The 14549-nt window shown below is 68.3% G+C and carries 15 protein-coding genes and 1 tRNA gene; 8 read left to right on the top strand and 8 right to left on the bottom strand.

Annotation, left to right across the window (positions count from 1 at the left end):
* Window positions 1-42: 42 nt before the first annotated feature.
* Together FA740_RS01710 and FA740_RS01705 are read right to left on the bottom strand one after the other, a co-directional pair.
* Window positions 43-1161: an extracellular solute-binding protein gene (locus FA740_RS01710; protein ID WP_136855053.1), complete on the bottom strand. Its 1119-nt coding sequence runs from the start codon at window positions 1159-1161 to the stop codon at window positions 43-45.
* 205 nt (window positions 1162-1366) lie between these two features.
* Window positions 1367-2350: a PepSY-like domain-containing protein gene (locus tag FA740_RS01705; RefSeq protein WP_136855052.1), complete on the bottom strand. Its 984-nt coding sequence runs from the start codon at window positions 2348-2350 to the stop codon at window positions 1367-1369.
* A gap of 120 nt (window positions 2351-2470) precedes the next feature.
* Here FA740_RS01705 and FA740_RS01700 point away from each other — a divergent pair, with 120 nt between their 5' ends.
* From FA740_RS01700 to preA, 5 genes are all read left to right on the top strand, one after another.
* Window positions 2471-2848: a PepSY domain-containing protein gene (locus tag FA740_RS01700; protein WP_246053399.1), complete on the top strand. Its 378-nt coding sequence runs from the start codon at window positions 2471-2473 to the stop codon at window positions 2846-2848.
* A 4-nt stretch (window positions 2849-2852) separates the two neighbouring features.
* The gene (locus tag FA740_RS01695; protein ID WP_136855051.1) at window positions 2853-3512 is read left to right on the top strand and encodes a response regulator transcription factor; all 660 of its coding nucleotides are present in this window, start codon (window positions 2853-2855) and stop codon (window positions 3510-3512) included.
* A complete protein-coding gene (locus tag FA740_RS01690; protein ID WP_136855050.1) occupies window positions 3509-4813 on the top strand; it encodes a sensor histidine kinase in 1305 nt (434 codons plus the stop codon). The genes FA740_RS01695 and FA740_RS01690 overlap by 4 nt, the downstream gene beginning before the upstream one ends.
* A 97-nt stretch (window positions 4814-4910) precedes the next feature.
* Entirely contained in the window at window positions 4911-6266 is a 1356-nt protein-coding gene (locus tag FA740_RS01685; protein ID WP_136855049.1) for an NAD(P)-dependent oxidoreductase, read from the top strand.
* A 10-nt stretch (window positions 6267-6276) separates the two neighbouring features.
* On the top strand, window positions 6277-7575 hold the full coding sequence (preA, locus tag FA740_RS01680; protein ID WP_136855048.1) for an NAD-dependent dihydropyrimidine dehydrogenase subunit PreA: 1299 nt from the start codon (window positions 6277-6279) through the stop codon (window positions 7573-7575).
* 121 nt (window positions 7576-7696) lie between these two features.
* Here the strand turns inward: preA and FA740_RS01675 are convergent, their stop codons facing one another.
* Genes FA740_RS01675 through FA740_RS01665 form a run of 3 tightly spaced genes read right to left on the bottom strand, consistent with a single transcriptional unit; the run spans window position 7697 to window position 11062 of the window.
* Entirely contained in the window at window positions 7697-9166 is a 1470-nt protein-coding gene (locus tag FA740_RS01675) for a carboxypeptidase M32 (RefSeq protein ID WP_136855047.1), read from the bottom strand.
* Window positions 9163-10308, bottom strand: coding sequence for a heme A synthase (gene ctaA / locus FA740_RS01670; RefSeq protein ID WP_136855046.1), 1146 nt, complete (start codon window positions 10306-10308; stop codon window positions 9163-9165). Before ctaA ends, FA740_RS01675 begins: the two co-directional genes overlap by 4 nt.
* A gap of 25 nt (window positions 10309-10333) precedes the next feature.
* On the bottom strand, window positions 10334-11062 hold the full coding sequence (locus FA740_RS01665; RefSeq protein WP_136855045.1) for an RNA methyltransferase: 729 nt from the start codon (window positions 11060-11062) through the stop codon (window positions 10334-10336).
* A gap of 67 nt (window positions 11063-11129) precedes the next feature.
* Here FA740_RS01665 and FA740_RS01660 point away from each other — a divergent pair, with 67 nt between their 5' ends.
* Window positions 11130-11732, top strand: a complete 603-nt coding sequence (locus FA740_RS01660) for a thiamine phosphate synthase (protein WP_136855044.1) — start codon at window positions 11130-11132, stop codon at window positions 11730-11732.
* Here FA740_RS01660 and purN read toward each other — a convergent pair.
* Both purN and purM read right to left on the bottom strand, forming a co-directional pair.
* Window positions 11729-12316 carry a phosphoribosylglycinamide formyltransferase gene (gene purN / locus FA740_RS01655; RefSeq protein ID WP_136855043.1) on the bottom strand — a complete coding sequence of 196 codons (588 nt, stop codon included), beginning with the start codon at window positions 12314-12316 and terminating at the stop codon, window positions 11729-11731. The two genes, FA740_RS01660 and purN, sit on opposite strands and share 4 nt — an antisense overlap.
* Window positions 12313-13353 (bottom strand): phosphoribosylformylglycinamidine cyclo-ligase, encoded by a 1041-nt coding sequence (gene purM, locus FA740_RS01650; protein ID WP_136855042.1) that lies wholly within the window; start codon window positions 13351-13353, stop codon window positions 12313-12315. The genes purN and purM overlap by 4 nt, the downstream gene beginning before the upstream one ends.
* Before the next feature lie 106 nt (window positions 13354-13459).
* Here purM and FA740_RS01645 point away from each other — a divergent pair.
* Window positions 13460-13535: transfer RNA gene (locus FA740_RS01645), tRNA-Ile, on the top strand.
* 32 nt (window positions 13536-13567) lie between these two features.
* On the opposite strand, the gene FA740_RS01640 is transcribed toward FA740_RS01645, so the two are convergent.
* Window positions 13568-14353 carry a site-specific integrase gene (locus tag FA740_RS01640; RefSeq protein WP_136855041.1) on the bottom strand — a complete coding sequence of 262 codons (786 nt, stop codon included), beginning with the start codon at window positions 14351-14353 and terminating at the stop codon, window positions 13568-13570.
* A gap of 17 nt (window positions 14354-14370) precedes the next feature.
* On the opposite strand from FA740_RS01640, the gene FA740_RS01635 reads away from it, so the two are divergent.
* On the top strand, window positions 14371-14549 hold a 179-nt coding region (locus FA740_RS01635), incomplete at its 3' end, for a transposase (RefSeq protein ID WP_211243631.1).

Here is a 14549-nt window from a genome sequence, read left to right as displayed (position 1 = left end):
TGCGTAAAAAAGGGGGGCGGCGCGGGCCGCCCCCGGTTGGGATCAGGCCGACAGGAAGCGGTCCTGATACTCGTTGCGTTTGGTGATATACCAGCTTTCCTGGATGGGCCACCACCACAGCTTATCCAGCGCGTCGCCCGGATAAGCGGCGGCAAAGAAGGCGCGCGCCTCGTCCGAGATCAGCTGGTCCGAGCCCACCGCGGTCGAGTTGATCTTGGTCGCGTTGGTGTACATCGCGCCCGCCTCGGGGGTCAGGAACCAGTTGATGAAGGCATAGGCGCTGTCCAGGTTCGCCGCGCCCGACGGGATCGACAGCCCCTCCATCCAGGCCAGCGCGCCTTCCTTGGGCGCGATGAAGCCGATGGGCAGACCTTCCTCGGCCAGCGCCGCGGCGGTCGAATCCCAGGTCTGGCCGACGGTCGCGCCGTTGACGCGGAAGGCGCCCTGGGCCTCGTTCTCGTTGGTCCAGAACTGCACGATGCCGGCCTTGCGCGCCACGGCCTCGGCTAGGATCACGTCAAAGATCTCGATCTGCGCCTCGGGCGAAGTGAACGCGTCCAGCAGCGGGCGCGGCAGACGGCCCTCGGCCTCCAGCCACAGGCCCAGACCGATCAGCGAGGAATGCCCGCGCACGGTCGCCTGCGCGCCCTCGGCCCACAGATCGCCGTAGGAGGCAGTGCCGTATTCCAGCGGGTTCTGGTCGCGGTCAAAGGCGATGGCCTCGGTGCCCCAGTCGGTCGGCACCTGATAGCGCGCGCCGTCCACGACCGCGCCCAGATTGACCGAGTTCTCCCAGGCACTGGGCAGGACGCGGTCGACCTCGATGCGCGCCTCGTCCAGCGGCTGGACCAGGCCGAATTCGACATAGTTCGGGACGCGGTCCACGGTCGGCCAGATCAGGTCGAAGCCGCCGCCATTGTTGGCGCGCAGCTGGTTCAGCAGCTCGTCATTGGTGCCATAGGGGGTAAAATTCGGGGTGATGCCGGTGGCCTCCTGAAAGGCGCCCAGGATCTCGTCGTTCAGATAGCCGGCCCAGGCAAAGATGTTCACCGTGCCCGCGCCCTGCGCCATCGCGCGCCGCGCGAGGAAGGGAGAGGCCAGCGTCACGCCAGCCGTGGCCGCAGCCCCGCGCAGAAGGCCGCGTCGGTCGATCCGTGTCATTGGTAGATCCTCCTTGTCGATGTCATTCAGCCGTATCCCGTTATCCGGCCCGCATGTCGATAAAATGACATGCCGCCAAAGGCTTTGGCTTGCGGGCAGACTAGACCGATGCCGCGCGGAGGCAAAGTGTCTTGTTCGACAGCCCCATGCGAAAGGGCCGTCCCCCTGCGGGGACGGCCCTGTCACCTGGCGTCGGACTGCGCGATCAGCGGGCGGTTTCGCGCACCAGCTGCCCCTGCAGGTCCAGTTCCAGCGTCACCGCCTCGCCATCGGGGTTGGTCGCGTCCAGCATCAGGCGGGGGCCCTGCTGGCGCATGAGGCCGAACTGGGTATAGCCCGCCTCGGTCAGGCGCTGATTGGCCGCGACAGTGTCGATCTGCGCCGCGGGGGCCATGGCGCCCCGATCGCCACGGGGGCCATCGCCGCGGGGCCCAACGCCGCGGGGGCCGTCACGGTGCGGCCTGTCACCACGCGGCCCTTCTGCGCGGGGGCCATCGCCGCGGGGGCCACGCTCGGCCCGGTCGCGTCCGTCCCGGCGCTCTCCGTCGCGGGCAAAGCGCAGGACCGCGCCTGCCTCGTCGAACTGGGCGCGCATGTCCTGGCCGTCGGCATCCTCTCCCTTGACCTCAAAGCGGCCGAATTCGGCCTTGATCTCCTCGATCATGCCGAACTGGCCCAGCACCTCTGAGCCGCGCACCGCCTGCGGCAGGATCGCGTCGATCAGCGCCTGCGGCAGGGGGGTGTCGTCGGTCTCGACCTCGATCAGGGTGTTGTCGGGCGCGAACTTGACCTCGATCTCGTCGCCGTTCTCTTGCCAGCCCTTCACCTCCAGGTGGCGGGGATGCAGCTTGATCTCCTCGACGCGCGCGAACAGCGCCAGCGCGGGATGGTCGCGGACCGCCGCAGGCAGTGCCGATTGCAGCACCGGGGCGGGCAGCGCGCCGTCATCGGCCTCGATCTTGAGCAGGTTGCCGGCCATGTCGAACTCGGCCTCGATCTGGGTGCCGTCGGACAGATAGCCCTCGTATTCGCGTTTGCCGTCGCGCTTGGTCTCGGTGGTGACGCGGTCCAGCGCCAGCCCCTGCAGCAGGGCGGGCAGCTCGGTCGGCGCGGTTTGGGCCAGGCCGGGCGTGGCGCCCGCCATGAGGGCGATCAGCGCGGCGGTCGAGGCGAAATGGGTGCGGGTCATGAGTCTCTCCTTAAGTCGGCCATGCGGCCTTGTGCGAATCATCTCTAATCGGGTCATGCCGAACGAATCGCCAATATGCCGTTTGGTTTCCATTTCCCCGGGCCCGGTCATACTGTCCCCATGATGCGTGCCCCGAATCCCCTGATCCTGGCCCTGGCCCTGATGGCGCCGCTGGCGGCGGTGCCGCAGCCAGCCCCCGATCAGCCAGCCCCCGATCAGCCGGCGGCCGACCCCTGGGCCACCAGCTTTCAGCCACAGCCCTTTCACCTGATGGCCGAGGCCGTCACCGACCGTTATGCCGGGCGACTGGTCGCGGCAGAGACGCGCCCGCCCCACCCCGCCGAGCGTGCCATGGGTGTCGAACTGGTCTATGAGTTCCGCCTGCTGACGCCCACCCGCTCGATCCTGAACATCCGCCTGGACGCCCGGACGGGCCGCTTCCTCGAGGTGGCCGGTCGCGGCCAGCTGGAGGCGCGCAGGCGCCCTGCCGAAAGATGACCCCATGCGCGCCCTGATCGTCGAGGACGACCCCCTGCTGGCCCAGCAGCTGTCGCAGGCCATGACCCAGGCCGGCTTCGTGACCGACCTGGCAGCCGACGGGACCCAAGGCGAATTCCTGGGCGCCACCGAGAGCTATGACGTCGCCGTGCTGGATCTGGGCCTGCCCGGCCTGCCCGGCATCGAGGTGCTGACCCGCTGGCGCGACCAGGGCATCGCCATGCCGGTCCTGATCCTGACCGCGCGCGGCGACTGGACCGACAAGGTCGCGGGGTTCCGGGCCGGGGCCGACGACTATGCCGTCAAGCCGTTCCGCCTGGACGAGGTTGTTCTGCGCGCCCAGACCCTGATCCGCCGGGCCGCCGGCCACTCGCGCCCGCAGATCGCCGCCGGACGGCTGCAGCTGGACGGCCAGCTGGGCGTCATCACCCTGGACGGGATGGCGCTGAAGCTGACGGCGTTTGAGGCGCGCATCCTGACCTATCTGATCACGCATCAGGACCGCGTCATCACCCGGACCGAGCTGTCCGAGCACCTCTACGAGGCCGAGACGGACCGCGACTTCAAGTCGATCGAGGTCGTCATCGGCCGCCTGCGCAAGAAGGTCGGCCAGGGCATCATCGAGACCCGGCGCGGCGAGGGCTATGTCCTGAGGTCGGCGTGACCGCCTCGATCCGGGGGCGGCTGCTGCTGCTGGCGGCGGTCTGGCTGACGGCGGCGCTGCTGGCGGCCTTCGTTCTGATCGCGCATCTGCTGGAGAATTTCGTCACCGACCGTTTCGACGCCGAGACGCTGGCCATCGCCGACAGCCTGATCGGCCAGCTGGAGGTCGATGACGACGATGGCCGGATCGAGCTGGACGACACCCCGCTGGACGCGCGATTCTCGCTGCCGCTGTCGGGGTGGTACTGGCAGGTGGGGGCCGATGACGTGCCGCTGGCGCGCTCTCCCTCGCTGCTGGACGGGCGGCTGTCGGGGCCGGTCGGAGAGCTGACCGGCGCCCCGGGGCGCGACACCGACGGCGCGGGCCTGCGCGTCCTGCGCCGCGAGCTGAGCATCCCCGACAGCGACGCGCTGATCGCCGTGACCGTGACCGCGCCGCAGGCCCAGATCGACGCCAGCCTGGCGCAGGTCGTGCGCCCCTTGGCCGTGGCGCTGGCCGTGCTGGGGCTGGGGCTGGCGGCGGCCAGCGTGATCCAGGTGACCCTTGGCCTGCGCAGCCTGGACCGGCTGCGCGCCGATCTGGCCCGTGTGCGGGCGGGTGACCGCGACCGGCTGGCGCGCCCCGATGTCACCGACCTGCGCCCACTTGCGGCCGAAATCAACGCGGCGCTGGACCAGAATGCCAGCCTGCTGGCCCGCTCGCGCCAGCATCTGGGCAATCTGGCCCATTCGCTGAAGACGCCCCTGTCGGCGCTGTCGAACGAACTGCCGCCCGACCATCAGGGCCAGGCGCTGATCACGCGCATGGACCGGCTGATCGGCTGGCACCTGCGCCGCGCGCGCCAGGCGGGCCCGCGCCTGATGGGCAGCCGCACCCCCGTAGCGCCGGTCATCGACGACATCCTGCTGGTCCTGCGCTGGCCCCTGGCCGACCGGGGCATGACCGCCGATGTCGATTGCCCCCCCGACGCGGCCTTTTCCGGCGAACGTCAGGATCTGGAGGAGATGATCGGCAACCTGTCGGAGAACGCCGCCAAATGGGGCCGCACCCGCCTGCGCATCACTGTGCGGACCGCCCCGGCCCGGCTGGTCCTGCGGATCGAGGATGACGGCCCCGGACTGGACGCGACCCAAGCCCCCCGCGCCCTGATCCGCGGCAGCCGCCTGGACGAACTGGGCCCGCCCGGCGCCGGTCTGGGCTTGGCCATCGTGGCCGATCTGGCGGCGCTGCATGGCGGCGAATTGCGGCTGGAGCGGTCCGATCTGGGCGGTCTGGCGGCGGTTCTGGACCTGCCTGCCTGAAATTTCCGCAAAGCTTCGCCGCGCATATTTTACCATTTGATAAAAAAATGGACCTGTGTCAGCCTGATTTCACCAACAGGTGAGCCAGGAGACAAAAATGTCCCAAGCGAGATTGAGCCCCGGCGTCGTGCCCGGGCGACTGACCCCCGACCAGCTGGCGGCGAATTTCGTCGACGTGGCCCCGCCGCTGGACCGGCACGAGGCGCGCGTGGCCGCGGACCGCTGTTATTTCTGCCATGACGCGCCCTGCATCACGGCCTGTCCGACCGGCATCGACATCCCGCTGTTCATCCGCCAGATCGCGACGGACACGCCGGATGCGGCGGCGATGACGATCTTTCACGCCAACATCCTGGGCGGCATGTGCGCCCGCGTCTGCCCGACCGAACAGCTGTGCGAGGGTGCCTGCGTCCGCGAGGCCGCCGAGGGCAAGCCGGTCGAGATCGGCGCCCTGCAGCGCTATGCCACCGACGGGCTGATGGCCCAGGGGGTGCATCCCTTCAAGCGCGCGGCACCCACGGGCAAGCGTGTGGCCGTGGTCGGCGCGGGTCCTGCCGGTCTGGCCGCCGCGCATCGTCTGGCTGCCAAGGGCCATGACGTGGTGATCCTTGAGGCGCGTCCGAAGCCCGGCGGGCTGAACGAATACGGCATCGCCAGCTACAAGGCCGTGGACGGCTTCGCCCAGGCCGAGGTCGATTGGCTGATGGGCATCGGCGGGATCGAGCTGCGCCACGATCAGGCGATCGGGCGCGACATCACGCTGGCCGCGCTGCAGGCGGAATACGACGCGGTGTTCCTGGGCATGGGCCTGGGCGGCGTGAACGCCCTGCGCGCGACGGGCGAGGATCGCCAGCACGTGCTGGACGCGGTCAGCTTTATCCGCGATCTGCGTCAGGCCAGCGATCTGGGCACCCTGCCCGTGGGTCGCGACGTGGTGGTGATCGGCGGCGGCATGACCGCCGTGGATGCCGCCGTGCAGGCCCGCCTGTTGGGGGCGGAAAACGTCGCCATCGTCTATCGCCGCGGTCAGGACCGCATGGGCGCCAGCCGCCACGAACAGGACCACGCGACGGCCAGCGGTGTGCGGATCATCTGCAACGCCGCCCCCGTCGCGGTCCATGGCAACGGCGCGGTGACCGAGGTCGAGTTCGCCTATACCATCGACGGCCCAGACGGGCTGGTGCTGACCGAGGACCGGTTCCGGCTGAAGGCCGACCAGGTGTTCCGCGCCATCGGCCAGCGTCTGGACGGCGCGCCGGACGGGCTGGAACTGGCGGGCGGCAAGATCGCCGTCACCGGACCGGGCCGAACCTCGCTGGACGGGGTCTGGGCCGGCGGCGATTGCGCCGCGGGCGGAGACGACCTGACCGTGACCGCCGTGGCCCAGGGCCGCGATGCGGCAGAAGACATCGACGCCCGGCTGACCGGACGTCCCGTCGAAATCCCCGGCTGAGGACGAGATCATGGCAGACCTGCGCAGCAACTTCATCGGGATCAAGTCCCCGAACCCTTTCTGGCTGGCCTCGGCCCCGCCGACCGATAAGGAATACAACGTCCGCCGCGCCTTTCAGGCCGGTTGGGGCGGCGTGGTGTGGAAGACCCTCGGCTCGGAAGGCCCGCCCGTCGTCAACGTGAACGGTCCCCGCTATGGCGTGGTCTATGGCGCCGACAGGCGCGTTCTGGGCATCAACAACATCGAACTGATCACCGACCGACCCCTGGAGGTGAACCTGCGCGAGATCAAGTCGGTCAAGCGCGACTATCCCGACCGTGCGCTGATCATCAGCCTGATGGTCCCCTGCGACGAGGACAGCTGGCGCGACATCCTGGCCCGGATCGAGGATACCGAGGCCGACGGGGTCGAGCTGAACTTTGGCTGCCCGCACGGCATGGCCGAACGCGGCATGGGATCGGCCGTGGGTCAGGTGCCGGAATATATCGAGATGGTCACGCGGTGGGTGAAAAAGCACAGCCGCATGCCCTGCATCGTCAAGCTGACGCCCAATATCAGCGACGTGACCAAGCCCGCCGAGGCCGCCAAGCGCGGCGGGGCCGATGCGGTCAGCCTGATCAACACGATCAACTCGATCACCTCGGTCGATCTGGACCTGTTCGCGCCCCAGCCCACCATCGACGGCAAGGGCAGCCATGGCGGCTATTGCGGCCCGGCGGTCAAGCCCATCGCCCTGAACATGGTGGCCGAGATCGCCCGGAACCCTGCGACCGCCGGCCTGCCCATCAGCGGCATCGGCGGCGTCACCACCTGGCGGGACGCGGCCGAGTTCATGGCGCTTGGTGCCGGCAACGTGCAGGTCTGCACGGCGGCGATGACCTATGGCTTCAAGGTCGTGCAGGAGATGATCACCGGCCTGCACGATTACCTGGACAGCCACGAGATGACCCTGCCCGACCTGATCGGGCGCGCCACCCCCAACGTCACCGACTGGCAGCACCTGAACCTGAACTATGTCACCAAGGCGGTGATCGATCAGGATGCCTGCATCAGCTGCGGCCGCTGCTATGCCGCCTGCGAGGATACCAGCCACCAGGCCATTGCGATGAAGCCGGGCCGCGTCTTCGAGGTGATCGAGGAGGAATGCGTCGCCTGCAACCTGTGCATCGACGTCTGTCCGGTCGAGGACTGCATCACCATGCGCGAGCTTGAGATCGGCGAGATCGACAAGCGCACCGGCATTCCGCGTGGCGAATACGCGAACTGGACCACCCACCCGAACAACCCGATGGCCCGCGCCGCCGAGTGATCTGCGTCCCGCGACCGCCGGGGGGCTTTGCGCCCCCCGAACCCCCCGCAGGATATTTTCGTGAAGAAGAAGGGCGCGCGGAGCTTGGGCTTCTTCTTCATCTAAATATCCAATTCCCGACTCAGAGGCCGTAGATCTGGCCGAATTTCCGCTCCAGATAGTCCAGCAGCGGTTCGGGGCTGATGGTGCGGCCCGACGCGGCCTCGATCACCTCGGTCGGGATCATCAGGCCGCCGTGACGCTGGACAGTCTCTCGGAGCCATTCGGTGCCGGGGGTGGCGTCGCCCCGTGCCAGGGACGTGTCCAGATCGGGGACGGCGGTGCGCAGGGCCTGGTTCAGGCATCCTGCATAGACGTTGCCCAAGGCGTAGGTCGGGAAATATCCGAAGAGGCCCACCGACCAGTGGACGTCCTGCAGGACGCCATTCGCCGGACGATCCACCGCCACGCCAAAATCCTTGAGGAAGCGGCCGTTCCAGGCCTCGACCAGATCGGCGGTGTCGAGACGGCCCGAGATCAGATCGCGCTCCAGATCGAAGCGCAGCATGACATGCAGGTTGTACTGGACCTCGTCGGATTCGGTGCGGATATAGCCCGGCGTCACGCGGTTCACGGTGGCGTAGAAGGCGTCGGGGTCGGTGATATTCAGACCGTCGAAGGCCTCGGACATGCGCTCGAACAGCCAGCCGGTGAAGGCGCGGCCGCGGCCCATCTGGTTCTCGTAGATGCGGCTCTGGCTTTCGTGGACCCCCATCGACACGCCGCGCCCTAGGGGGGTGAAGGCGTAGTCGGGGTCGATGCCCTGCTCATAGCCGGAATGGCCGACCTCGTGGATGGTGGAATAGAGGCAGTTGAACGGATCAGTCTCGACCACCCGCGTGGTGATGCGGCTGTCCTGCCAGCGGCCCGAGCTGAAGGGATGCACAGCCAGGTCCATCCGGCCCCGCGTCCAGTCATAGCCGAAGGCGGTCGCGCAGGCACGGGCCAGACGCAGCTGGGTCTCCTGCGGGAAATGGCCGGACAGCGCCTGCGGCTGATCGGCGCCCAGAACGTCATCGCGCAGGGCGACCAGACGGGGCCGCATCGCGTCAAACAGCGTGGCCAGGCGCGCCCCGGTCATGCCGGGCTCGTAATCCTCCAGGAGCGCGTCGTAGAGGTCGCCGCCATCGGCCAGGCATGCGGCCTCCTCGCGTTTCAGCATCAGGACCTGATCGAGGGTGGGCAGGAAATCCTCGGGCGCGTCCTTGGCGCGGGCCTCGGCCCAGATGCCCTGGGCCAGCGAAGTCAGCCGCGCCAGCTCGGAAGCCAGACGCGCGGGGATGCGGCTGGTGCGGGCGTAATCGCGCGCGATCAGGGCCACGGCGCGGATGTCGGCGGGGCTTTGCGGATCGGCGCGGTCCAGCCATTCGCCGATGCGCGGATCGGTGCGACGCTCGTGCAGGACCTCCTCCATGGCGCCCATCTCCTCGGCGCGCTGGTCGGTGGCGCCGCGGGGCATCACCGTCTCCTGGTCCCAGCCAAGGCGCTCGGCTATCGAGGATAGGGCTTCGGTCTGGCGCTGAAAGGCCAGCAGGTCGGTCAGGGCGCTCATCGTGTCACTCCTCGGATCGAGGTTTCAATGGGATAGCGGGCGTGGTGGCGGGCCCGCAGCAGCACCGCGAACAGCACCACCGCGCCGAACTGATGCGTCAGCGCCAAGTGCATCGGGGAGGCATAGATCACGTTGGCGATGCCAAGCGCGATCTGGGCGGCCATCGCCACGATCATCAGACCGTAAGCCCGGCGCGTCACCGGATGGGGCGAGCGGCGCGCACGCAGCCACACCACCACCGCAAAGATCGCCAGCAGATAGCCGGTCATGCGGTGAATGAACTGCACCAGCGCCGGGTTCTCGAAGAAGTTGCGCCAGCCCAGGGTGCCGTCCCAGATCGCGGCGGGAATCCATTCGCCGCCCATCGTGGGCCAGCCGGTATAGGTGCGGCCCGCGTCGATGCCCGCGACCAGCGCGCCCAGCAGGATCTGCACGAAGGTCAGGTGCATCAGGCCGGTGGACATTCGGAACAGCTTGGCCTCTCCGGCGCGGCGGGACCGCAGCAGCTCGGCCTCGGTCCGCGACAGCTGCAGGACATACCAGGTGATCAGGCCCAGGATCAGGAAGGCGATGCCCAGATGCGTGGCCAGGCGATAGGAGGCGACGCGCAGCATTCCCTCGTTCAGGCCGGAGCTGACCATCCACCAGCCGATCGCACCCTGCAGACCGCCAAGCGCGCCCAAGCCCAGCAGGCGCGGGGTCCAGCCGGTGGGGATGCGCGAGGTGGCCCAGAAAAAGACGAAGCCCAGGGCCCAGACCAGCCCCACGACCCGCCCCAGCAGGCGGTGCCCCCATTCCCACCAGTAGATGAACTGGAACTCGGACAGCGACATGCCGGCGTTCAGCTCCTGATATTGGGGGATCTGGCGATAGAGGTCGAATTCGCTCTGCCAGTCGGCGGCGTTCATGGGCGGGATGGCGCCGGTCACGGGCTTCCATTCGGTGATGGACAGGCCCGATCCGGTCAGGCGCGTGGCGCCGCCCACGACGATCATCGCCAGGACCAGCAGGAACAGCACCGCCAGCCAGGCGCGGATCGCGCGGCGCGCACCGCGGGGGCGGGCATCGATCATGCCGGGGGTCTGGGCCGGTCGGACAGCCTGCGGGTCCGAGACCTCCTGAAAGACGGGGCGCTTGGCCATCGCATTCTCCTTGGGTTGGGGCGGGTCAGCGGCGGGTCAACTGGCGCAGGACGCCGTGCAGGATGCGCACGTCGCCCTTGGTCAGGGTCAGGCGCGACCACATGTTGCGCATGTTCAACCGCATCGACGCCGCCTTGGTTTCGGGAAAGAAGAACCCCGCTTGGGTCAGCTGTTCGTCGTAATGGTCGCCCAACCGCTCGATCTCGATGCGGTCGGCGGGGGATTCAGCCTCTGACCGGCGCAGATGGGGCGCGGGCTCTGGCGGCAGGATGTCGCGGCCATATTCATAGCCCATCAGCAGCACGGCCTGGGCCAGGTTCAGCGACGGAAAATCCGGGTTCACCGGGACCGTCACGATGGCATTGGCCCGCGCGATGTCGTCATTCTCCAGCCCCGTGCGTTCGGGGCCGAAGATGATCGCGGAACGCCCCTGATGCGCACGGGCCTGGGCCATGGCGGTGGCGGGGGTGAAGACCGGCTTCGTCAGCTCTCGCCCGCGGGCGGTGGTAGCATAGGCATAGTCGATGCCCTCCATGGCCTCGGCCAGGGTCGGATAGATGCGGGCCGTGTCCAGCACGCGACCCGCCGCCCCCGAGGCCATGGCCACGGCCTTGGGGTTGGGCCAGCCGTCGCGGGGGTCCACGATGCGCATCTCGGTCAGGCCGAAATTCAGCATCGCGCGGGCGGCGGCGCCGATGTTCTCGCCCATCTGCGGGCGCACGAGGATGATGACGGGTTGGCGTTCGATCTGCATGGGGGCGATCTAGTCTGTCTGGCGGCGGCGGGCAAGCTGCGCTATCTGCGACACAAAGGAGACCGCCATGACCGACGCCCCGCAATTGTATCTGATGACGCCCGCCGGTGCACAGGCATCGGCCCTGGGCCCCATGCTGGCCGAGGTGATGGACCGCGTGGCCCCCGCCTGCCTGCGCATCCGCGGCGGCGCCGAGGAGGACGAGCTGGGCCGCCTGGCCGACATGGCCCGCGAAATCGCCCATGCCCGCGACGTGGCCGTGGTGATCGACGATCACGTCAAGCTGGCGTTGCGCCACGGGCTGGACGGGGTGCATCTGACAGATGGCGCCAAGGCCGTCCGCTATGCCCGCAAGGAGCTGGGCGACGACGCGATCGTCGGCGCGTTCTGCGGCACGTCGCGCCACGAGGGCATGAACGCGGCCGAGGCGGGCGCCGATTACGTGGCCTTTGGCCCGGTCGCCGACAGCGCCCTCTATCGCGGAGAGCCGGTCGAGCTGGAGCTGTTCCAGTGGTGGTCCGAGATGATCGAGGTTCCGGTCGTGGCCGAAGGCGCCATCACGCGCGAACTGATCACCCAGCTGTCGCCCATCACCGATTTCATCGCCCTCGGCCCCGAGATCTGGACCCAGGACGACCCGGTGGCCACGCTGGCCATGCTGTGGGGCTAAAGGACCAGCGGCGTCCGGTCGCCTGACGCGAACCGCCGCAGCACCGCCGGATACAGGCGGTGCTCCTGCACCAGCACCCGCGCGGCGAGCGTTGCCGCATCGTCCCCCGGCAGGACCGGCACGCGCGCCTGCCCCAGGGCCGGGCCGGCATCCAGCTCGGGCGTGACCAGATGCACGGTGCAGCCGGCCTGCGTGTCACCGGCGGCGATGGCGCGGGCATGGGTGTCCAGCCCCGGATATTTCGGCAAAAGCGACGGGTGGATGTTCAGCATCCGCCCCTGGAACCGCTGCACGAAACCGGGCGTCAGGATGCGCATGAAGCCCGCAAGGCAGATGATGTCAGGCTCTGCCTGGAGGATCGGCTCCAGCAGCGCCTGTTCGAACGCTGCGCGGTCGCGCGGAAAGGCGCGGTGATCGATGGCGGCAGTCGGCACACCCATGTCGGCGGCACGGGCCAGCCCGCCCGCCTGCGGATCGTTCGACGCCACCAGCACGGGCCGCGCCGGGTGATCGCCGGTCATGTCCTGCAGCAGGCGGATCATGTTCGACCCGCCCCCCGAGATCAGGATCGCGACCCGTTTCACGCAAGCGTGCCGGAGTAGCGCACGCCCGCACCTGCGGTGACGGTGCCAAGGCGGTGCACGGTCTCTCCCTGCCCCGCCAGCAGGTCGGTCAGCGCATCGGCGCGGTCGGCAGCCACGACCAAAATCATGCCGATGCCGCTGTTGAAGGTCTTGAGCATCTCGGACGTCTCGATTCCGCCAGCCTCGGCCAGCCAGCCGAACACCGGGGGCAGCGGCCAGCTGCCCAGGTCGATATCGGCGCCCAGATCCTTGGGCAGGACGCGGGGCAGGTTCTCGGTCAGACCGCCACCGGTGATATGGGCCAGCGCATGCACCCCGCCCGCGCGGATCGCGGCCAGCGCGGGCTTGACGTACAGCCGCGTGGGCGTCAGCAGCGCCTCGCCCAGGGTGGTGTCGGCAAAGGGCGCCGCGTCGGACCAGGCAAGACCCGCGCGTTCCGCGACCTTACGGACCAGAGAATAGCCATTGGAATGCACCCCGTCGGATGCCAGACCCAGCAGCACATCGCCCTGCCCCACGCCCGCGGGCAGCGCGGCACCGCGGTTCATGGCGCCGACGGCAAAGCCCGCCAGGTCGAAATCACCGTCGTGATACATGCCGGGCATCTCGGCGGTCTCACCGCCGATCAGGGCGCAACCGGCGGCCTTGCAGCCGCGCGCGATCCCCTCGACCACGCGGGCGCCCTCATCGACCGACAGCTTGCCGGTCGCGAAATAGTCCAGGAAGAACAGGGGTTCGGCCCCTTGGCAGACCAGATCGTTCACGCACATGGCGACCAGGTCCTGGCCCAGACCGTCCAGATGACCGGTGTCGATGCCGATGCGCAGCTTGGTCCCCACGCCATCGGTGGCCGCGACCAGGATCGGGTCGTCATAGCCCGCGGCCTTGAGGTCGAACAGCGCCCCAAAGCCGCCAAGCGCGTCCATGACGCCGGGCCGCTGCGTGGCGGCGGCGGCAGGTTTGATCCGTTCGACCAGCGCGTTTCCGGCGTCGATATCGACGCCTGCATCGCGATAGCTGATCCCGTTCTGTGTCATGGCGGCCCCCGGCTGATGTCGGCCCCCCGATAGCCGAACCCCGCCCCCGGGGCAACGCCCAAGCTTGACCTGCGCGCGCACGCGGATTACGCACAGGCTGCTGCGGGGGCCTGTAGCTCAATGGTCAGAGCAGGGCGCTCATAACGCCTTGGTTGGGGGTTCGAGTCCCTCCGGGCCTACCACCTTCTCTGCAACATATTGATTTTCAGTAATTTTATGGGAAGTTTACTGGAATGACGGCCGGGTTTACTTCGTTCTGGTCCTGTTCCGTTCCCAAAACCAGTCGCTTTAGATCGGCCGACCTGGTGTAGCGCTGTGCCTCGGCTAGCGTCTTGTGCCCGCCCCATGCCATGATGGCGTGAGCGGATCCGCCGTATTCCGCGATCATCGTCAGCCGCGCTTTGCGCAGGCCATGCGCCGTCCGATCGGTCAGCCCGGCGTCTCTCGCACCCTCATTGATGACATTGCCCAGCCCCTTCACGCTGCGTGATGCGCCCTGGGCGCTCTGCAGAAAGGTCATGCCGCCGGATAGGCACTCCAGTGCCAAGTGCATCAGGTCGCGTTCGGGCTTCCAGGTGGATGCGTAGGCGGGAAGAGGCGATGTCCATGGGACGTGTGCAGTCCCTCCCGTCTTGCTTTGCCGGAACACTAGAAGGCCATCGCGGCCGAGGTGCTGTCGGCCCACCTGGACAGCGTCAACGGTCCGGGTGCCGGTCCAGAAGACCAGCTCGAAGCAGGCGCGTTGAACGGTGCCGATCGGCCACCTCGCCCGAAACGCGCTAATGTCCTCTGCCGACCAGCTGGTATAGCCCGATGTCTCGATGTGCACCTTGCTGAGGCCCGTGGATGGATCGGCCCGGATCACCGCACGTGCCTTGGCCGACTTGCAGATCAGACGCCATGTCTTCAGTCGCGCATTCGCCTGCCGAGGCGGAAGCTTGGCAAGATCTTGGCGTTGTTGCAGAACTTTTATTGAGAGGGATTCACATTGCGATTTCATGCGGTTAGGCGGGCAGCATGAGCAAGCCCGATCCCGCCCGCTACCGCACGACGAACTGGCCCGCTTACAACGCTGCGCTCAGGAAGCGCGGGTCTTTGTTGATCTGGCTGGACAAGGAGATGGCCTGGCACGCGGCACATGAGGGCCGCCCCGGGCGCCCGCCGGTCTTGTCGAATGCAGCGATCCAGTTCTGCCT

The sequence above is a fragment of the Paracoccus hibiscisoli genome, assembly GCF_005048265.1.
Classification (GTDB): domain Bacteria; phylum Pseudomonadota; class Alphaproteobacteria; order Rhodobacterales; family Rhodobacteraceae; genus Paracoccus; species Paracoccus hibiscisoli.
Note: the sequence above shows the minus strand (reverse complement) of the source record. Positions and strands in the feature narration are given on the sequence as shown.